Source organism: Paenibacillus sp. OT2-17 (assembly GCF_009827695.1).
GTDB lineage: Bacteria > Bacillota > Bacilli > Paenibacillales > Paenibacillaceae > Paenibacillus > Paenibacillus polymyxa_B.
In genome coordinates this window covers 20980-41780 of record NZ_WUDQ01000010.1, presented here as the reverse complement: position 1 = coordinate 41780, position 20801 = coordinate 20980, and the positions used below count along the sequence as shown (strand labels likewise).

At 48.9% G+C, this 20801-nt stretch carries 17 protein-coding genes; 7 read left to right on the top strand and 10 right to left on the bottom strand.

The window, feature by feature from the left end:
• Positions 1-9: 9 nt before the first annotated feature.
• Genes GRP75_RS05025 through GRP75_RS05010 form a run of 4 tightly spaced genes read right to left on the bottom strand, consistent with a single transcriptional unit; the run spans position 10 to position 5156 of the window.
• The gene (locus tag GRP75_RS05025) at positions 10-1395 is read right to left on the bottom strand and encodes an MBL fold metallo-hydrolase (RefSeq protein WP_160788755.1); all 1386 of its coding nucleotides are present in this window, start codon (positions 1393-1395) and stop codon (positions 10-12) included.
• The gene (locus tag GRP75_RS05020; RefSeq protein WP_160788754.1) at positions 1392-3062 is read right to left on the bottom strand and encodes an ABC transporter permease; all 1671 of its coding nucleotides are present in this window, start codon (positions 3060-3062) and stop codon (positions 1392-1394) included. The genes GRP75_RS05025 and GRP75_RS05020 overlap by 4 nt, the downstream gene beginning before the upstream one ends.
• Positions 3063-3066: 4 nt before the next feature.
• Positions 3067-4137 (bottom strand): ABC transporter substrate-binding protein, encoded by a 1071-nt coding sequence (locus tag GRP75_RS05015; protein ID WP_160788753.1) that lies wholly within the window; start codon positions 4135-4137, stop codon positions 3067-3069.
• Positions 4138-4157: 20 nt separating this feature from the next.
• Positions 4158-5156 (bottom strand): ABC transporter ATP-binding protein, encoded by a 999-nt coding sequence (locus GRP75_RS05010; RefSeq protein WP_160788752.1) that lies wholly within the window; start codon positions 5154-5156, stop codon positions 4158-4160.
• Between the two features lie 202 nt (positions 5157-5358).
• Between GRP75_RS05010 and GRP75_RS05005 the strand changes: the two genes are divergently transcribed.
• Both GRP75_RS05005 and GRP75_RS05000 read left to right on the top strand, forming a co-directional pair.
• On the top strand, positions 5359-6252 hold the full coding sequence (locus tag GRP75_RS05005; protein ID WP_160788751.1) for a LysR substrate-binding domain-containing protein: 894 nt from the start codon (positions 5359-5361) through the stop codon (positions 6250-6252).
• Between the two features lie 126 nt (positions 6253-6378).
• Complete coding sequence (locus tag GRP75_RS05000) at positions 6379-7239, top strand: hypothetical protein (protein WP_160788750.1); 861 nt, start codon at positions 6379-6381, stop codon at positions 7237-7239.
• 110 nt (positions 7240-7349) lie between these two features.
• On the opposite strand, the gene argS is transcribed toward GRP75_RS05000, so the two are convergent.
• From argS to GRP75_RS04985, 3 genes are all read right to left on the bottom strand, one after another.
• On the bottom strand, positions 7350-9029 hold the full coding sequence (gene argS, locus GRP75_RS04995; RefSeq protein WP_160788749.1) for an arginine--tRNA ligase: 1680 nt from the start codon (positions 9027-9029) through the stop codon (positions 7350-7352).
• A gap of 2 nt (positions 9030-9031) precedes the next feature.
• Positions 9032-9466, bottom strand: coding sequence for a YwiB family protein (locus GRP75_RS04990; protein WP_013308207.1), 435 nt, complete (start codon positions 9464-9466; stop codon positions 9032-9034).
• Between the two features lie 92 nt (positions 9467-9558).
• Complete coding sequence (locus tag GRP75_RS04985; protein ID WP_160788748.1) at positions 9559-10449, bottom strand: LysR family transcriptional regulator; 891 nt, start codon at positions 10447-10449, stop codon at positions 9559-9561.
• Positions 10450-10602: 153 nt separating this feature from the next.
• On the opposite strand from GRP75_RS04985, the gene GRP75_RS04980 reads away from it, so the two are divergent.
• The 4 genes from GRP75_RS04980 (at position 10603) to GRP75_RS04965 (ending at position 15213) form a co-directional block, all read left to right on the top strand.
• Complete coding sequence (locus tag GRP75_RS04980) at positions 10603-12357, top strand: ABC transporter ATP-binding protein (protein WP_160788747.1); 1755 nt, start codon at positions 10603-10605, stop codon at positions 12355-12357.
• Complete coding sequence (locus GRP75_RS04975) at positions 12354-14093, top strand: ABC transporter ATP-binding protein (RefSeq protein ID WP_160788746.1); 1740 nt, start codon at positions 12354-12356, stop codon at positions 14091-14093. Before GRP75_RS04980 ends, GRP75_RS04975 begins: the two co-directional genes overlap by 4 nt.
• A 210-nt stretch (positions 14094-14303) precedes the next feature.
• Positions 14304-14618 (top strand): MazG nucleotide pyrophosphohydrolase domain-containing protein, encoded by a 315-nt coding sequence (locus GRP75_RS04970; RefSeq protein ID WP_076295925.1) that lies wholly within the window; start codon positions 14304-14306, stop codon positions 14616-14618.
• A gap of 13 nt (positions 14619-14631) precedes the next feature.
• Positions 14632-15213: an LOG family protein gene (locus GRP75_RS04965; protein WP_160788745.1), complete on the top strand. Its 582-nt coding sequence runs from the start codon at positions 14632-14634 to the stop codon at positions 15211-15213.
• Positions 15214-15427: 214 nt separating this feature from the next.
• On the opposite strand, the gene GRP75_RS04960 is transcribed toward GRP75_RS04965, so the two are convergent.
• A complete protein-coding gene (locus GRP75_RS04960; protein ID WP_160788744.1) occupies positions 15428-16720 on the bottom strand; it encodes an MFS transporter in 1293 nt (430 codons plus the stop codon).
• A gap of 269 nt (positions 16721-16989) precedes the next feature.
• Complete coding sequence (gene speE, locus GRP75_RS04955) at positions 16990-17817, bottom strand: polyamine aminopropyltransferase (protein WP_053324352.1); 828 nt, start codon at positions 17815-17817, stop codon at positions 16990-16992.
• Positions 17818-18099: 282 nt separating this feature from the next.
• Here speE and GRP75_RS04950 point away from each other — a divergent pair, with 282 nt between their 5' ends.
• Positions 18100-20157, top strand: coding sequence for a transglycosylase domain-containing protein (locus GRP75_RS04950; RefSeq protein ID WP_103744921.1), 2058 nt, complete (start codon positions 18100-18102; stop codon positions 20155-20157).
• A 146-nt stretch (positions 20158-20303) separates the two neighbouring features.
• On the opposite strand, the gene GRP75_RS04945 is transcribed toward GRP75_RS04950, so the two are convergent.
• A complete protein-coding gene (locus GRP75_RS04945; protein WP_028542587.1) occupies positions 20304-20768 on the bottom strand; it encodes a hypothetical protein in 465 nt (154 codons plus the stop codon).
• Between the last annotated feature and the right edge of the window lie 33 nt (positions 20769-20801).

The window sequence follows — 20801 nt, the reverse complement described above, 5'->3', positions numbered from 1 at the left end:
GATGTGATGCTAAACCTCTAGTGTAGCGCCCGGCTCCAAAGAATGAACTTTTCTGGCAGGACTTTCACACCCACGATTTCCTGCTCTTATCAACTCGTCTCGTACCAGGTCAGTCTGCAGCTTTGGCGCATGAACGAGTACAACCTGTTTGCTAGGCAGCTCCTTCAACATTTGCCGCACATCTGATAATCCCTGATGCACCTTGTAAATCAAATGCCGAGCTACACAGCTGTCATTTTGATCTGCACGTTCCAACAGATGTTTGCCAAAAGAACCATGTGGAGCATGCCCGGTCAATATAACACTGTTGCTGATTCTTTCTCCGCTATCATTACCCTCCCCCATGTTGCGGTTATCCGATAGATACTGATAGTACCAGCGCGCCTGTGGGGAATCCATCATGCCGTCTCTTGTTATGATAATAGCCGTTGGGTTCTGTTCCAGCAGACTCACTCGTTCCGCAGCATCACGAGGCACGAAGACCCTGTCACTGTTTAGCACATTTTTTATTCGCGCTGGAGCTTCCGGACGTAGCCATTCTTTCCAGCGTTTTAACTGTTTCAATCCCTGCCATATGTCGTGCTCTACAATCATTGCCTGTGCAGGGAATTGCTCGCTAGCCCATACGATCAAGTCCTGTCCTCTGCCAAAGACAGGCACCGGCAACAACACATGACCACCAGACCATAATATCCGCTCCATCTCGACCCTCAGCCGCTCCAGCTTAACAGGCTGCGGGTCTATATCCATGCCATAGGCATTGTCCATAATGGATATGTCCGCTAGATTGGGCTCTGACTTCCATTCAGGCAGGTCATGCAGCCCCTCCCCAACACCCAAGTCTGGCGCATCGGCAGCAAGAAGCTCAGATTCGCGGCTGTAATCTCCAGAAAAAAACAACCGCTTCCCTTCCATTTCTACCGCATACCACACTGCACCAGCCAAATGTCCACTGCGTCCCCACATGATTCTCACACCCGGACAAGCCTCAAGCCATTCTCCTGCTGGCGCTTCATCTTCTAGATAGCGATAAGCAATGGATTGGATATCCTGTACGTCGTATGGCAATTCGGCTCCTCTCGATTCAACATAAGTATGCCAGGAGCGAAAATAGGAGCCTAGCTGCTCAGCGGTGGCCTTGGTCGTCCAGACCTCCCCCTGGTATCCATACTTGTACAGTAAGGGGAGCGCCATGGAATGATCCTCATGTGCATGAGACAGCAATACAGTGGTCAGTCCCTCCGCCTTTTGCGGCGGAAAAATCGGATATTGTCCGGTTCCTTCCTTCTTCACGCCACAATCCAGCATGACGCGATGCTGAGTTCCTTCAAAAACATAGCAGGAGCGGCCATGTTCGCCCGCTCCTCCCCAAATCCTAAGCTTGGTCATGATCATTTCCACTTTCTTTGCGAGTTTAAGCTTTCCATTAAGATCAGCAGCAGTGTGGTCATTCCGACCGATATGACGGCCATCGCCATCCCAAGTGACACCTGTCCCTGCTCAAATTGTGCAAATATGTAGGTTGCAGACGTCTGAACGGATGGCGGCAAAATCAGCAACGATCCTACCAGCTCGCGTGAAGCAATGGTAAATGTCATCATCCAACCAGCGAGCATTCCCGGTACAATCAGCGGCAGCACAATCCGGCGGAATATGTAAGACGGTCGCCCGCCAAATACCTGTCCCGCCTGAAAAAGACCAGTGTCCACCTGCGTAAAGGCGCTTTTGACATACTGCACCGTATAAGGAACAAACAAGATAACATACGTCAGAATGACCATGCCGTATGTGTTATACAAAGGGATCGGCATCCATGGTGAGTTCCACCACAAAATCAGGCCGACCACCATAACAATTCCCGGCACCGTATTCGGAAGCAAGCTAAATGCATCAACCGTCCGTTGGATTCTTATGCGTGAGCCGCCAATGACAAGCGCAAACCAAGTGCCCAGCACCACAGCAAGCGTCGAAGCGCCCAAAGAGAGAAATACGCTGTTCAGGAGCGCCTCCATGCTCTCTGATCCCCAAGACAGCAGTTCCTTGTAAGAGTCGAGCGTCAAATTATCCCAGGCGAGCCCAATTCCCCTCAGCTTCATCGTCGAGGCTGAAAGAATTGAAAAATAAGGAATGCCAATGGACGCAATGAGCAACAATAGAATGTATGCAACACTCAGCCCCGTAGTCCAGCCGGATATACGAAGACGGGACGGACGCGAACCTTTACCACCTACCAGCCTGTACGTAAACTTTCGGTTGATCACCGATTGCGCATACCACATGAGCAGACAGGCGATTAACAGCACCGAGGCCATTGACGTCGCTTTGCCAAAATCTATGGGCCAGCTGGAAATATATTTGTGAATTTCCGAAGTCATGACCTCATACCCGATACGTCGCCCAAAGGTAGCAGGGGTGCCAAACTCGGCAATCGTTTTAACGAAAATGAGCAACGCGCCCATTCCGTAAGCTGAAAGCAGCAGCGGTAAAATGATTCGACGGAATCTGTACAGAAAGCCGCCGCCCATTACGGCACCCGCCTCTTCCAGGCTCCCGCCAATCCTCACCAGCGCCCCGCGCAGCAGCAGGTACAGGAATGGAAACAGATGCAGGCTCATGATCATCACCATGCCACCAAGGCTGAAGAAGGACGGCGTTAAGAAATGCAGGTCCGGGAACAACTGCTCCAGATATCCGTTTTTTTGCATGAACAGAATCCAGCCCATGGAACCGATATAGGGCGGGGTCATAAACGGAATCAGCAACACGACATCCAACCAGCGCCAGTGTGCAAGACGAGTGTTGGACATGATCCATGCTAGCGGAAGCGCAAGTACCGTCGTTCCTGCAATCACACAGATGCCTAGCCAAATCGAGCTGAATAGCACTCCCGCAAATGGTGAAGCAGCTAACGTTCGAAAAGGCGCATCCCATTGAAATTTTTCATCAACATACACACTTTGGATAAAGATTTGCAGCAACGGCATCACAATCAGGAAAAGAAGCGCGATCAGAGCCAGCGTCAGACACCACGCTCTGATGTGTTTAACGGATAAGCCTCCCATCGGCTTACTTGAACATTTGCGTGAACTTCTCCGTCACGTCTGATCCGTGCTCACCCATCCACTCCCAATTGGTTTTCAACAATGGAATCTCGTCCAGGTTGGCACGCTTGTCGGCTTTGACATCCGTGCGGCCCGGGAGTAAGGAGGCATCTGCTACTAGTTTCTGTGCCTCGTCCGACAACAGATAGTCAATGAATGCCTTCGCATTCTGCTCATGCTGCGTTGACTTGAGAATTGCGGCAGGACGTGGGCTGATGACTGTTCCCTCTGTCGGATAGACGATGTCAATCGGCTCGCCTTTGGCTTTTGCCTTGTAGGTCATGTAATCGACCGCAGCGACGACTATACCTTTAGCTCCGGTAATCACGGGGTCCAGCGCTTCCTGATTGGCACCAGCCATAGCAACACCGTTAGCCTTGTACTGCTCGAACAACGTCCAGCCTCCATCGCCCTTGGCGCTCAGATAGCCTGTCATAAAATCCAACGCTGAGCCGGACAGGGATGGATCGGGAATATTAACCTGATCCTTGTACTCAGGCTTCGCCAAATCAGCCCATGAAGTTGGTGGTGTTTTCACCAGCTTCGTGTTATACGCAATGCCCAGAGCAGAAGCACTGGTACTGAAGTAGTTGCCCTCCTTATCGGACCAGTCTGGGTTTAGCTTGTCTGCGTTCTTGGCATCCAGGTAAGGCAGCGTAAGTCCCTCCTTTTTCAAGCCTTGTACAGACGGAAGCGATGCCAGCACAACCACGTCCGCTACCGGATTCGTCTTCTCGGCTTCCATGCGGGCCAAAATTTTTCCTGTCGTTCCCTGGAACAACTCTACCTTAACTCCGCTCTGCGCCTCATACCCTGCTACCAGCTTTTTCGCCAGTCCATCCGGGCCTGCGCTGTAGACCACCAGCTTCTGATCGGTGGATGCTGCCTCCGCTTGTCCTGCTGATCCATTAGCTGGCGCCCCGTCCTTGGATGGCGTTGCTGTTCCGCAACCCGCCACAGCGAGTCCAAAAGTCAATGTTAATGCGAGCATCGTCCCTTTTTTCCATCCTGTACGAAAAACATGCCTATTCATCATCTTATATTTACCCCTTTTCCCTATGCTTCAAGTTGGTGGATGTGTTGCGGTGATACCCAAATGTGCATTTGTTGACCTATGGGCAAGCGGATGGAATGATATGCAGTCCATTGCTCGCCGTTCTCGGCTAGTATACGAATTTCATAACGATCGCCGACATAGCTGACATGCAGGATCTCTACTGTAAAAGCATGCTGATCCGCTTGCTCCTGTTCCCAACGGACATGTTCAGGACGGAATAGTGTCCGTTCCGACTCCAGCCAGTTGGATTTGCCAATAAACCTCGCCACCTCTGGATGAGCTGGGCAACCGTAGATCACCTCTGGTGTTCCGGTCTGCAAAATATGTCCACTTTTCATAACAACTACTTCATCAGACATGGACATGGCCTCGATCTGATCATGGGTAACATATAGGGCGGTCAGCCCCAGATCGCGCACAAGCGATAGCATCTCAATGCGCATCTCCTCCCGTAGCACCGCATCCAGCGCACTGAGCGGCTCGTCGAACAAAACAAGTCGAGGCCGGATAGCAACCGCTCTTGCAAAGGCAACCCGCTGCTGCTGACCACCGGACAGCTGATGAGGATACCGATCCTCCATCCCTGACAATCTGACCATATCGAGCGCCTCCAGCACCACGATCCGCAGTTCCTTGTCTCGTACGCTGGCGAACCCTTTCCCTCGCTTGCCCGCACGCAGGCCGAAGGCCACATTTTCAAACACTGTCATATGCGGCCATAACGCGAAATCCTGAAAGACCATGCCAAAGTGGCGGAGATGGGCGGGAATATCCTTTTTGCGTTCTGCCGAAAAAAGAATTTCCTCTCCCATCATGATTGTGCCGGTATCCGGTATCTCCAGACCAGCAATCAAGCGCAGGAGCGTTGTTTTCCCACAGCCGGACGGTCCGAGCAGTGTTGTGAATTTGCCCCGTCGTACTACCAGATTCGTCTCATGCAGCGCTGTTATTTGGCTGAAGGTTTTACTTAATCCGTGAATATATAGATCCTGATTCATCGCATTACCTGCCTGTTCTTCTGACTGACCCCAGTGTAAAACTTGAATTCGCAACCTGTGTTATTGGAAAGTTAAAACAAAATTAATTATTTCAATGAATTGTGTTAACACTCATAGATTTAATCTATATAGAGGGGATTTATGCTGCTCCCCAAAGAAGTAGGCATGATTGTTCGATTAACCTGAAAGCGAGGCATTCTAAGTGAACTTAAGTCTTCTAAAGTTACATATTGTAGAGCTGCTGAATAAGCACCATAAAATTACCACGGTCGCCGAGCTTCTTGGCCTAAAGCAACCAACCGTTACTTTTCATATGAAAAATCTGGAGCGTGAATTCGGAGTAAAGCTGTTTGACACACGTATGGGCAAAATCATCCTGACGGATGCTGGAAATGCGCTGCTGCACTATGCCACTAAAATTAATGCACTGGCTGCTGAAGCTGAGCGAGTCGTCCGCGAATTCGATACGCTCCAGCGGGGAAGTATACGTATTGGCGCAAGCTATGTACCCGCTACCTACCTGCTTCCTGCTGTGCTGCACCGCTTTGCCCGTGAGCATCCGGGCATTCACATCGCCTTGTCTGTGAAAACAGCGCCCGTGATCAAGGACATGCTTGCCCGCCACGAAATTGACCTTGGCATCATTTCGGCAGAGCCGTTTCAATCCCCAACACTACTCTCCGAATCCTTGGGCGAAGATGAACTGATGCTCATCTGCTCACCCATTCATCCGCTCGCCAACGAAACCGATTTGACACCCGAGCTGATCGCTTCTTCCTCCTTCGTATTACATGGCAAGGAATCCAGCACACGCCACGTGACCGACAAATGGCTGGAGCGTGGGAGTCGGCGACTTCCTTCCTATCTGGAGCTGGATTCACTGGAAGCCATCAAACAGGCGGTTATGCTGGGAGAACACATCTCCTTTGTCTCTCGCATTGCCGTTCAGTCAGAGGTTGAGCGGGGCTTACTGGTTGTAAGACCTATTCCGGGGCAGTCTGTTGAGCGGTACATCTATATGGTCAGCAACAAAGACCGCCATCGCTCGGCGCTCATTCACAGATTCACCGAATATTGTTCATGGAACCAAGATTAAATCTTACCTGTCATATAGAAATTATGTAATTTTTTAACCGGAGTACCCTCTTGCTTTGACATACGACTGACAATACACCCGTAAAGTGTAGCGTGTAACCTATTCGGACGAACAGGAGAGGATGAAATGAAAACAGGCCTTCGTATCACCAAATTGATGTCGGTAGTAACTCTAAGTGCAGTGCTGCTCGTAACAGGATGGAAAGGAGCAGAGCCGGTACAAGCCGCCGCCAATGCCACACCAAGCTATGAGGTGAAGCTGCTACTGGATACGGCTCAGGTCCTCAATGCGGATGGCTCATTAAATAGTGGCATCGTGAACGAGTTTCAAATTAGCGAAGATGCACAACGATTGAGCGTCGAGTATTTTGATACAAATTCATTGCAATTGAATGACGAGGGCTGGAACGTGAGATTTCGTAAAAAAGAGGACAAAAAGAATTATGAATTAACCTACAAAAAGCGCTATACGGTCACAAATGGAAATATTGACGCGGCGCTCACCCAAGCGAATAAAGAAGGGTTCAGCGCATCTGATGATAATTATGAGGCTGAGGTGGATTGGGGATACAGCAAGCAAACACTAAGCTTTTCCAATGATAAAAAAACAAACGCCTCCAAAGGATTGGCTCTGCCTTCCCCAGATCAAGCATTAAAGCAATTGCAGGATAATCTTCCGGGCAAGCTGCAAAACTGGAAAAACAGCAATTGGGGTAAACAAACCTTGGCAAACTCCAGAGTACGCGGTCCTGTACAGGTCAGTAAATACGAGGGTAGCTTTCAGGGATTGGATGCCGACGTTGAAGTATGGCCTATTCGCAGCGCAAACGGATCAGGTATAGAAAATATTATCGAAATCTCCTTCAAAACCTCGGATTACAGTGTTGCCGCCAGCAACCGCACCAAGCTGATGAACCTGCTGCAATCCAAAGGATGGCTGGTTCCCGCGGATTCCCTGAAAACGAATTTGGTACTGGAACGCTACTAAGCTAATCCAACATAAAAAGGAACCGAGGGGCACCCTGTTGAGGGTGATACGAACGGTTCCTTTTATTATTATTTATATGACTACAAGGTCATGATGTTAAAGTTGTTTGCTTACATACGTTCCGGTGCAGACACGCCCACCAGCTTCAGTACGTTGGCAATGGTCGTGCGCACCGCACCAAACAATGCCAAGCGTGCCTGCGTTTGAGCGGCATCCTCTGTGATAACGCGCTCTGCCTTATAGTAGCTGTGGAACAATGAAGCCAGCTCATAGACATAGCGAATCATACGGTGTGGTGCAAAGTTTGCAGCCGCCACCGATACTTCTTCCGGCAGCTCGCCGATTTTGCGTAACAGATCGTATTCATGCTCGGCCGTCAGCTTGGACAAGTCAACTTCTGCCAACGGTAGCACAGCAATACCTTGCTCTTCGGCTTGACGATATACGCTGCATGCACGTGCGTGCGCATATTGTACGTAGAATACTGGATTCTCATTGGAAGTGGAAATCGCCAAATCCATGTCAAAATCCAGGTGCGAATCCATGCTGCGCATAGTGAAGAAGTAACGGATCGCGTCTACACCCACTTCTTCCATCAGATCTTCCATCGTCACGGCCTTGCCGGTACGTTTGGACATTTTTACTTTTTCCCCATTTTGGAACAAGCTGACCATTTGGGCAATCAGCACTTTAAGCTTATCTGGATCATTGCCCAGTGCTTCCATTGCTGCCTTCATCCGTGGAATGTAGCCGTGGTGATCCGCTCCCCAAATGTTGATGATCGTGTCATACCCACGAGCATATTTATCGCGATGGTAAGCGATATCTGGGGTTAGGTACGTATATGTACCGTCATTTTTGATCAAGACACGGTCTTTATCGTCACCGTACTTGGTCGTATTCAGCCATGTAGCTCCGTCCTTCTCGTAAATCTCCTCACGGTCACGCAACTCATTCAGCGCTTTAAGCACTTCACCGTTTTCATACAGCGACGTTTCGCTGAACCAGGAGTCAAAAGGTACACGGAACAGCTCCAGATCGCGCTTGATCTTGTTCAGTTCCTTTTCCAGACCGTAGTCACGGAAATAAGCAGCGCGATCTCCCGGTTCCATAGACAACAGAGAATCGCCCTTTTCTGCCACCAGTTCCTTGGCAAACCCGATGATATCCTCACCATGGTAACCATCCTCCGGCATCTCCGCAGGCTGTCCCAGCTCCTGCAAATAACGCGCTTCAATAGAACGGCTCATGTTGTAAATCTGGTTACCCGCATCATTAATGTAGTATTCACGAGTTACTTTGTATCCAGCAAAATCAAGCACGTTGCAAAGAGCATCCCCTACGGCTGCACCACGTGCATGGCCTAAGTGAAGGCTACCCGTCGGATTGGCGCTAACAAACTCGATTTGCACCTTTTTGCCCGCACCTTCCTGTATACGCCCGTAATCTACCCCCTGCTCCTGCACCTGTCCAATAACAGCATAAAGGTAGCTCTTGTTCAGGCGGAAGTTAATAAAGCCCGGTCCAGCGATTTCCGCACTTTCAATAGAAGCAGAAGCTAAATCCATATTCGCGATCAAATCTTCAGCAATTTGCCGTGGGTTCTTCTTCGCAATGCGGGTGAGCTGCATCGCGGCGTTGGTGGCCAAATCACCGTGTGACTTGTCCTTCGGTACCTCCAGCGTAATGGTCGGCAGCTCTTCGCGGCTCACGATTCCGGTAGCCAGCACCGCCGCCTCAATTGCTGAGGTCACCTTTTGATTAATAAGTTCCAGTGGATTGCTTGTCATGATTATTGCTCCTCCTGTATATGCAAACTGATGGCAAAATGCCCCGAGAAATCCTCAAATACGTACAGATCATAGGTCCAGCTCACATGTCCGGTGAATCCATCCATCCGAATATCGAGCTTCTGCGTATGCGCAGACATGTTCAGGTTTAAATAAGGCGAGCGGTAAAATCCAGGCAACCTGCGTCCCAGCGCAAACGACTGCTCTGATTGTACCTCACCGTGACGAATCAGCTTTAGCTCATCCGGTCCGATTTTGACTGTGTTCCGTGTCGTACCGCCCTCAGGACTTTCTTGCGGCTCATCGTACCTTATATATAGATGCTTCCCACGCACGATCGCTTCTCCGGGAAGTTCCTGTACCACATCTTCTCCGTCATGGTGACTATGAAGACGGATTCGGACCTTTGCATTATGTGGCATGTATTCAAACTCCATTCTATTGCTATCCTACTGTACTACTATATCCAGTTCCCGATTGCAATTCAAATGAGTTTTTACAAAAAGATGCTTTCATCCAAAAAATTCAGCTACCTTAAGTCAGCTCCATCGGAGGCTTGGCTAAAACTTTCGATGAATCGAGAGGCTAGAGAAGACATGTATTTATCCTTCAGCCAGACAGCCGCCACACGCGTATGCAATTCCTCACACATAATTTCCTTAACGATTAATTGGTTATTGCTTCCGAGTGACAACGCAGACCGCGAAATCATACCGATCCCCAGCCCTTCATTAGCCCAGTGAAGCGTGGTGCGAGCATCATCGTTTTTACAAAAGAAATTCGGCTCAAAGCCATACTTCATACAAGTGTCGTGGATCAATTGTTCAAAGCGGCGATATACGATGAGCGGCCTGTTTTTCAAATCAGACAACGGGATGGTCTTCTGTTCGGGGTCCCAGTCATGTTCTTCTGTCATCACTGCTATCATCGGCTCGGAGGACGCATATCTGCACCCTAAATCGGTGGTATTAAAAGGGGTTCTGACGATACCGACCTCTACAATTCCTTTGTTCAAAAGATCGAGAATCATGAAGGTATTTCCCTCATGAATTTCGAATTTTACACCCGCATAGGTTTTATGAAATTCGGAAAGCCTGTCTTTCATCAGGGCTGCGCCGGAAGAAGAGACCGTTCCAATGGTGAGCGTACCCTTCATCCCCAAGGCAAAATCGTTTATTTCTCTTGTTGTGGCATCTGTCAGCTCCAAGATCTGCTTGGCCCTGTTCTGTAAAATGATGCCGGCCTCCGTCAACTGGATACTTCGTGAGCCTCGATGCACGAGCTTTACACCAAGCTCTTCCTCTAGCTGCATGAGCTGCTGACTTAAAGGAGGCTGCGCGATTTGCAGCTTTTTGGCTGCCGCTGTAATCTGTCCGGCCTCTGCGATCGCCAAAAAATACTTGAGATGTCTCAATTCCATCCTTATGGACCTCCGGTACTGATATATGTAAAACCTATACCTCTAATATATATTAAATATTATTCATATGGTTGGGGATGTGCCATAATCAAATTCAGTTATGCTATTGCGGCATGAGGCTATATACATTATTTAGGTTAGGTGATGGTTTATTTGCTGAAATTTGCTGTTTTTTTGAAACCCTATAAAAAGGAAACGATTCTTGGGCCTCTGTTTAAATTGATTGAGGCCATCTTGGAACTATTGCTACCTACTATGGTTGCTTTAATGATCAATCATGGCGTAGGTAAAGGAGACACCCATTATGTTTGGCAGATGGGTCTTTTGATGTTACTCATGACTATACTGGGCTTTGGCAGTTCATTAGTGTGTCAGTTTTACGCAGCTCGTGCCTCTCAAGGATTCGGAACTACGCTGCGCAATACGATGTTTAAGCATATTTCTTCGTTTTCTTATGCTGATCTCGATAAATTCGGTACACCCTCGCTCATCAACCGGATTACGAATGATGTCAATCAGCTGCAAACAGCTGTAGCGATGTTGATTCGTTTGGTCATTCGTGCTCCTTTTATTTGTATCGGGGCGATTATCATGTCCATGATTCTGGACTTCCGCCTTGCTTTGGTGCTGTTGGCGGCTACACCGATTCTGGCTTTGATTCTGTATGTAGTCATTACGAAGGCTTCTCCACTGTACCGGCTATACCAGAAAAAACTCGATAAAATCGCTCTGGTACTTAGCGAAAATCTTACAGGTGTACGGGTCATACGTGCATTTGCCAAAAGAGGAGCTGAACGAGTAAAGTTCAATGCCGCCTCAGATGACCTGACTCAGACCGCTATTCGTGTCGGACGTATTTCTGCTTTGCTAAGCCCTGCCACCTTGCTGGTGGTAAACGGAGCTATTATTGCAATCCTGTGGATCGGCGGCATCCATATCCAATATGGATCTCTTACACAAGGGGAGATTATTGCCTTTATTAATTACATTACGCAAATTTTACTGGCTCTGATTGTGGTGACCAATTTAATTATTTTGTTCACCAAGGCTGCCACTTCAGCAGCGCGGATTCAGGAGGTCCTAGACACGCAAGCTTCGATTTCCGACACTGCTGCTACTTCTACACCTATAGACAGGGAGGGAACAACTGAGCATGGCGCTGTACCAGCCATCTCTTTTGATCATGTTTCCTTTGGATACAATACGACAGGGCAACTGGCACTTAGCGATGTAGTGGTAAACATCTATCCCGGTGAAACGGTCGGCATCATCGGAGGAACAGGTTCTGGGAAATCCACCTTTGTGAATCTTATTCCCCGCTTCTATGATGCGGTAGAGGGTCGTGTGCAGGTTGATGGCATCGACGTTCGGCAATATAAGCTCGAGCAATTGCGGCAGAAAATCGGAATTGTCCCTCAGAAGGCGCTACTGTTCACTGGTACTATAGCGGATAATATCCGTTGGGGGCATGAACACGCCACCGACGAGGAAGTCGCTCAAGCCGCAGCAATCGCGCAAGCGGATGAGTTCATTTCCAACCTGCCGGAGAAATTCGATGCTCCGATCACCCGAGGGGGGCTTAATTTGTCAGGAGGACAAAAGCAGCGACTTACCATTGCCCGAGCTATTGTCGGCAATCCGCAAATTCTCATTTTGGATGACTCCTCAAGCGCACTTGATTTTGCAACCGACGCCGCCCTCCGTAAATCGTTACGGGAAAATAGCACCAGCATGACCGTCCTGCTGGTCTCGCAACGAGTAAGCAGCGTACAGCATGCTGATAAAATCATTGTGTTTGATGAGGGACGGATTGTCGGTATCGGCACACATGAACAGTTGATGAGCAGCTCAGAAGTATATCAAGAAATTAATCATTCCCAGCTCTCAACGCAGGAGGTAGACCAATGAGTGGCAAGGAAACCTGGAGAAGATTGTTAACCTATGTGGGTCAATATAAAACAACAACATGTTGGGTCATCGTCAGTGCGATTCTCAGCGTGCTTGCCAGTCTGATCGGACCCTACATGATTGGTCAAGCTATCGACCACATGGTGGATAAGGGATCAGTGGATTTTAAAGGTATTGCACAGATTCTAGCTGGATTAGGCATTGTATATGTTGTAGGTAGTCTGTTTAGCTGGCTGCTCACGTATTTGACGAACCGTATTGCTTTTCAGACCGTAAATGATATGCGGCGGGAGTTATTTGATCATTTTAATATCCTTCCGTTAAGCTTTCATGACACTCATCCACAAGGAGACAGCATTAGTCGTTTTGTGAACGATATGGATGCTGTGTCGGATGGATTACTGCAAGGCTTTTCCACATTGATTACCGGGATTATTACGATTATAGGCTCCATTGCACTCATGCTGTATATCAGTCCGATCATGACGTTGGTCGTATTGGTGTCTGCCCCGATCACATATGGCGTAGCACGGTTCATTACCACAAGATCGCAGCGTATGTTCCGCGAACAGGCCAAAATTTTAGGAAGCCTGAACGGTTATGTGGAAGAAATGATCGGCGGACAACGGGTAGTTACCGCTTTTCATTATGAAAACCGCTCGCTTGAGGAATTTTCCGCCAGAAACGAACAATTGTATCAAGCCGGGGTGAAATCGCAGTTTTACGGATCATTGTCCAACCCCTCTACCCGATTGGTGAACAACATGACTTTTTCAGTCACCGCCATGATTGGCTGTATCTCCATTATTTTGGGTGGGATCTCGATAGGCGGATTGTCGAGCTTTCTGATTTATACCAATTTGTTCGCCAAGCCTTTTAATGAAATTACGGGTGTGCTGACCCAGTTCCAGGCAGCTACGGCTTCTGCTCAGCGCATATTTTCGATTTTAGACTCACCGCCTGAGCAGTCGGAAAAATCGAACGCCGTACAGCTGGAGCGCAGCAAAGGCACGATTCTTTTTGATCATGTCAAATTCTCCTATAACCCGGAACGTACGCTCATTACGAACTTTAGTCTGGAGGTTAAGCCAGGCACTCGTGTGGCCATTGTCGGGCAGACCGGAGCTGGTAAAACCACACTCGTCAATCTGCTCATGCGGTTTTACGATGTGGACAGCGGCTCGATATCCATCGACGGGGTGAATATCAACGACATGAGCCGGGACAGCCTGCGGACTAACTTTGGTATGGTACTTCAAGATACTTGGCTGTTCAGCGGGACCATTCGGGACAATATCGCTTACGGGAAGCCGGAGGCTACAGACGAAGAAGTCATCGCGGCTGCAACAGCTGCCAATGCGCATAGTTTCATCAAACGACTGCCTCATGGCTATGATACGGTCATCAGCGGATCGGGCGATAGCCTGTCGCAAGGCCAAAAACAGCTGCTTACCATCGCGAGGGTGATCCTGGTCGATCCACCTATGCTGATCCTGGATGAAGCGACCAGCAGCATAGACACCCTGACAGAAGCGCGTATCCAAAAAGCATTTATGAAAATGATTGCTGGGCGCACCAGCTTTGTGATCGCCCACAGACTATCGACCATCCGCGAAGCGGATTTGATTTTATACATGAAAAACGGCGATGTCGTCGAAAGCGGTACCCATGAGGGACTGCTTGCAAGCGGCGGCCATTATGCCTCGCTCTATAACAGCCAGTTCACTACGGCTTAAAAGACTGACCGGATACGGTCGCATCATTAAGGTCAACGTTCTTTTAAAAAGTCGGTTGCTTTTTAAGCAAACGGCTTTTTAAATTTTTCTTTGATAAATCCCCCCCTTATATTATATAATACAACACGAACAAATGTTTCTGTTTCATCTAAACCTTATGGTTTGTGTATAGCCAACACCTATGCATGGGTTTCAGTTGGGAGGCTGAATATGGATATTAATGAATTTCAAAAGTGGGTCAAGCAATATTATCAGGAGAGACACTGGTCGGATTTGGATATCTTCGTCCGAATTGGTTTCCTGGCAGAGGAAACCGGGGAGGTTGCGAGAGCTATTCGCGCCCTGGAGATCGGCAGAGACCGGCCTGATGAGATCGATGGTTCATTCGAGGAGAACAAGGACCATTTAACTGAAGAACTTGGAGACGTACTGGGTAATCTCATCGTGATCGCCAACAAGTATGACATCACCTTGGAGGATATATTTCGAACACACCAGCAAAAACTTGCAAAAAGATATACATAAAGGAGAATCTCATATGAAAAGCCTTGCTGTTTTTTGCGGTTCCAGTAATGGAGCGTCTGAGATTTATCGAGAGCACGCTGTTGCTCTGGGCAAAGCACTTGCCGAACAGGAAATAAGCCTGGTTTATGGAGGAGCAAGTGTTGGTTTAATGGGTGCAGTGGCTGACGCTGCACTTCATGCAGGAGGTCGCGTCATCGGTGTGCTCCCTCACTTTTTGCAAAGCCGTGAAATTGCACATAATGGCCTGAGCGAATTAATCATTGTTGATTCCATGCACGAACGAAAATCTAAAATGGCAGAGATTGCGGACGGATTCATTGTTTTACCAGGTGGCCCAGGTACAATGGAAGAATACTTTGAAATCTTCACATGGGCACAATTAGGCTTGCATGAAAAGCCATGCGGTCTTTTAAACATTAACCATTATTACGATCCTCTTATTTCCTTGTTTGATCGTATGGCTGAGGAACAATTTATGCAGGAAAAATATCGTGCGATGGTAATTACGGATACTACTCCGCAAGGAATCCTACGGCAATTTACAAATTACACTCCTCCTGCCGTCAAAACATACCTCTCGAGCAAACGGACCTGATATTAGGAATGGCACATACTGCTCAACAGATATACCAATTAATTTAATAGTTATAAAAGGAACACCACCGTCAACGTTATTCCAGTGGTGTTCCTGTAAAATTGAGGAGAATTGCAGGCTTTTATTCTCCCCAATCGTCACGTTCACTTTTACAACTGCATTTAATTATGTAGTCATCCAATGAATGATGTCACGCCTAACGAGAACCCCAATTTTAAATCCCAGCGCCCGTAGCGGTTGGATGGTCCATTTGCTCACTTTCCTGAAAATCCCTGCGATACAACCAGCCGATCAAGATAGCAATGGTCGTCATAATCGCAGCCAACAAATACACCTGCACCATACCAAAACGGTCTGCATACCAGCCCATGAATAACAAGGACAGGCCGAAAGCGAGATTTGTAAGCACATCAATTCCCGCCATCACTTTGGGTAGCTGGGCTGCCGGTGCACTGGTTTGCAGCAAGGTGCGGCGAATAATCCCAGCCATTTGAACAGGTAAGCCTGATACAGCAAACAGAATAAGCGCAGCAACGGGGATTCTATTCAGCGCAAATACAATTGTAATCAGTACATACACCAGCAACGCTCCGAGCATGTACAAAAAGCTGTTCTTTTGCAATCGCTTGACCAAGCCAACGACAATCAATCCACCCAAGATCGTGCCCGAGAAAAAGGACGCATTCATAAAGCCCCACCAGCTTGCATCCCGATGCAGCACTTGACTGACGTACGCCAAAATAAATACGCCGAGCCAGGAGACTCCCCCAATACTATCCACACTATCGACGATCATCAGAGAACGAATACGACGGTTGTGCCAAATGATTTTCCAGCCTTCCCCAAGCTCTTTCCAATGGGAGCCTTTTTCCTTTCCCTTTGCAGGTTCTACTAGATTTGTTGAGGAATCCGAAGCTTCAAGACTTAATTCCTTCTGATCCAGTGGATCGCGGACGAAGGACGTGACAGTTACAGCTACGAGATAACAACCGGATGCGATCACAAGCGTATTCAGGGAACCCAGCCAAGCCACAATAATTCCGCTCAACGCCCAGCCTGCACACCTGACCACCTGATCACTGACCGCTACCATGCCGTTGGCCCGCATTAGCCCTTCACCCGTAGCCAAACGGGGTACAAGCGCATTACGCGCAGGATTTGTCCAGCCATCCAGAAAAGACATACCAAACACCATCACAAAAATAAATAGAAACGACCTCTGCTCCGGTACGATCCACAAATAAAGCAGCAGCAGCGTAAAAATGACAAACTGCCCAAACTGGGAAAATAGCAACACGCGCGTCAGCCGAAATCGGCCGAGGACGATCGGTGCAACGAGCCCACTAAGCACTTGGGCAGACAATCGGAACAACGGGATTAAAATAGTCGTCATTAAGGAATTACTTGAACTGAACACCAATACCACTACACTCAACATGTAGATGATATCTGCTACGTTGGAGATCGTCTGAGACCCCCACAGGTAATAAAAAGAGCGTCTGATCAAAAAAGTTTCCCCCTCTTTGGTACATCGCCAATTTATGTATTTCCATAACCAAACCTCCCTTGTTGATATTACAAATCTGTTAATTGTCTGGTTTTTTGTATATTCTACGTACACCCTTAAATTTCCTTCTTTTATCTTAAAAGGAAATCCGGTGTCCAGTATGCTTTCATAGCCTTTTCCAAATCTTATCCAACACAAAAAAGCGCCTATAGCGCTCTTTCTCACCCAAAAACAGGCAATAAAGACCACTAAGGCGCTTCTTAAAATGTTTACTTCGTTAAATCTTCCACAAATTTAGGTAATACAAACGCCGCTTTGTGTAGACGCGGACTGTAATATCGGGTGTCCATCTCTGGAATTCGGGTCTCGTCTACTTCGAGCGGATCATACTTCTTACTACCCAACGTGAATGTCCAAAGACCGCTCGGATAGGTCGGAATGTTCGCACCATACACACGCACAATCGGGAAAATTTCCTTCACATCTTTGTTGACCTTCTGAATCAGGTCTGCCTTGAACCAAGGATTATCCGTTTGCGCAACGAAAATGCCGTCTTCCTTCAACGCTTCAAAAATACCTTGGTAAAACCCGCGCTCAAACAGCGGGGCTGCCGGACCTACCGGCTCCGTCGAATCGACCATAATGACGTCGTATTCATTTTTGTGTTCAATAATGTGCATGTATCCGTCATTGACCAGCACTTCTACATTAGGCTCGTCCAGCTTTCCTGCGATTTCAGGCAAATATTTTTTGGAATATTCAATCACCTTACCGTCGATCTCAACCAATACAGCCTTCTCCACTTCAGGGTGCTTGATAACCTCACGAATAACGCCGCCATCGCCACCGCCCACAACCAAAACTTTTTTCGGATTCGGATGTGTATTCAAGGCCGGATGTGCTACCATTTCGTGATACACAAATTCATCCTTAACCGTTGTCATCACCATGCCATCCAGAACAAGCATATTGCCGAATTCCTCAGTCTCGATCATAGCCAGATCCTGAAAATCTGTTTTCTCAGAGACGTAGGTTTGTTTGATTTTTGCTGTAATGCCGAAAGAGGGAGTCTGCTTCTCCGTAAACCACAAGTCCATCATTCCAACCTTCTTTCTGATCAAAGTATGTGTCCGGCAATCCGGTAGCATAAACGTTGACTTTCCTTATATCAGCAACACGCAAACGCCGAGTTTGCTATATTTATTGTACCAAACGCATTGGAATTTCACACTTTTCGCATTATAAGTGATACCTGAATAGACTGCAAAAGCAATTTGGAGATTTAATCTTGTTTAAAATAGACACGTGTGTGTATCTGATGAATAGACGCTTTCGGATTGACTATACTGAGAACATCAACTATGGAAGGAGGTGGCATGATGACCGATACGACCGGGCGATCCCCCAAGCGTAAACCGCTTTGGCTTCGATGCTTTCAAGGACTGATGTCTCTCACTATTCTGACGGTCATCGCCGCCTGCATCCTGCTAGCCTATTTGTACACGACCAGCCTTCCGCTCGCGGATACGGATCGGAATTCACGTCTGCTAGATAGTCAGGGACAAGTCATCGCCACTTTCTCTGCTGGAGGCAAAGAATCCATTCCGGTCCAGCTTGATCACATTTCACCCGATTTGATTGCAGCTACCCTGGCTGTGGAAGATCGGAAGTTTTACGATCATTTTGGCTTTGATTTCAAAGGTCTGGGCCGGGCGGTAATCGTTAATCTGACCCGCTGGGATATGTCGCAAGGGGCCAGCACGCTGACTCAGCAGCTTGCACGGAATCTGTACTTATCTCATGAGAAAACATGGACTCGCAAGGCCAAGGAGGCCATCTATACCGCACAGCTTGAAATGAAGTACACCAAGAATGAGCTGCTGCAAATGTATTTGAACGAAATTTACTATGGTCATGGCGCCTATGGCATTGAAGCAGCTTCGCAAATGTATTTCGGTAAATCCGCAAAGGATCTGGATTTGGCCGAAAGCGCCCTGTTAGCAGGTATTCCGAAAGGACCGACCTACTATTCACCGTATAATCATATGAAAAATGCAAAGGATCGGCAGAAAATTGTACTGGACTCCATGGCGCTCACCGGCAAAATTACTCCGGCCGAAGCCACCAAGGCCTATGAGGAAATGCTGGCCCTGCGGCCCGAGAGCCAGCGCCGGACAGTGGAAGCCGCTCCCTGGTTCCGCGATTACGTCCGCCAACTGGCGACTCATCAGCTTGGGATTAGCGAAGGGGTGCTGGAGCATGGTGGCCTGAGCATTTATACCACGCTGGACATGCACATGCAGCAAGCAGCCGAGGCGGCTGTAAACGAGGGCATGAAGAGCAGCAACGGACTGGAAACCGCGTTAATCTCCATGGACCCGCGCAACGGACATGTCAAGGCCATGGTCGGTGGAACGAACTATGTCGGGAATCAATATAATCATGCGCTGGCCACAACCCGGCAGCCAGGCTCCGCTTTCAAGCCGATTATGTATCTGAGCGCGCTGGATTCCGGCGAATTGACGAGTACGTCCAAGTTCGAAAGCCGACCGACGTTGTTCCACTACGATAACAATCGCAAGACCTATAAGCCCAAAAATTTTGGAGACAAATATTTGGGTGAAATAGATCTTCGGCGCGCAATTGCGGCGTCCGATAATATCTATGCCGTTAGCACCATTTTGAAGGTGGGAACGGATAAGGTCATGGACCTCGCCAGCAAAATGGGCATTACAAGCGAGCTCAAGCCCGTACCTTCGCTGGCGCTGGGCGTGTCGCCCGTCAGCCCGTTCGAGATGGCCTCGGCCTTCTCGGTCATCGGCAGCGGCGGGCAAAAGGTGGCTCCGGTGGCAGTGCTGCGCATCACCGATGCGGCCGGGCGGTCGCTGTACGAAGCGCCCCAAGCCGCGCCCGTGCAGGTGGTGAAGCCCGCCTCCGCCTACGTCCTCACACGCCTCATGGAAGGCGTGTTCGAAGAAGGCGGCACTGGCAACCGGGTCGCGAAGCTGATCAAACGCCCGGTTGCCGGCAAGAGCGGCACGACCAACACCGATGCGTGGATGGTCGGCTTTACCCCCGAGCTGTCCACCGCTGTCTGGGTCGGCTACGACAAGGGCAAGGCCATCAGCACACAGGATGCCCGACGGGCGGCTCCGATTTTTGCGCAATATACGGAGAAAGCGCTGGAGAATGTGCCGCCCAAAATCTTCCCCATCCCTGACGGCGTAGTCAGCGCTTATATTGATCCGGCCAGCGGCAAGCTGGCTGCATCGGACAGCCCGGACAAGCGGCTGGAGGTATTCGTCAGCGGCACGGAGCCAAAGGATACGCTGTCGGGGCAAGATAACCCACCGGCAGCAACGCCAACTGACCAAGCGGAGCGACAAGCCGAAAAGAAATCGTGGTGGGGCAATTTTAAGCGTTGGTGGATGGATTAATAGCAAAAAAAGACTGGGAGAACGCGATGAGCGCTCTCTCAGTCTTTTTATTTTCGCTTCACTTACCTCATTTACCCATTTACCTCTCTTGCCAGTGCCATCAGCCATCATCCCGTTAAGCCCCGCTCTTCCCTAAAGCTGCGCGATTACCAATAACAGCTAAACGACTCAATACGGTTAGTGTCTACACCATAATAAAACCAAAAACGACCACTCCACCGGAAACCCGCTACGGATGTCCTGCCTACAAAGACAGGGTACATCCAGAAACGCTCCCCGTTCGTCAGCCATACAAACGTGTTGCGGAACAAACAACCGAAAATGGCTCCAGGGTCAACCGCATACGCCGAAACCAGCGGCTTCGGTGGCGTAAATTGCGGTGGTGGGGAAGTTGGTGCTTGAGTTTGCTGCCCACCTTGCGGACCGAATGGCCCCTGCGGCGGCGGTGAGAACGGCTGTGGCGAAAATGGCCCTGGGCCTGGTGGCGGACCTATCGGAGATGGGAAGGAATCCTGCATATCAGGAAATTGTGGAATCGAAGGACCTGACGGCGTGAATGGACCCGGAGTACCCGGTTGCGTTCCGAAAGGAACTTGTGGCAGTAAAGACATGTGTTTCACTCCTTGTGTTCTAGGCTGATGTAT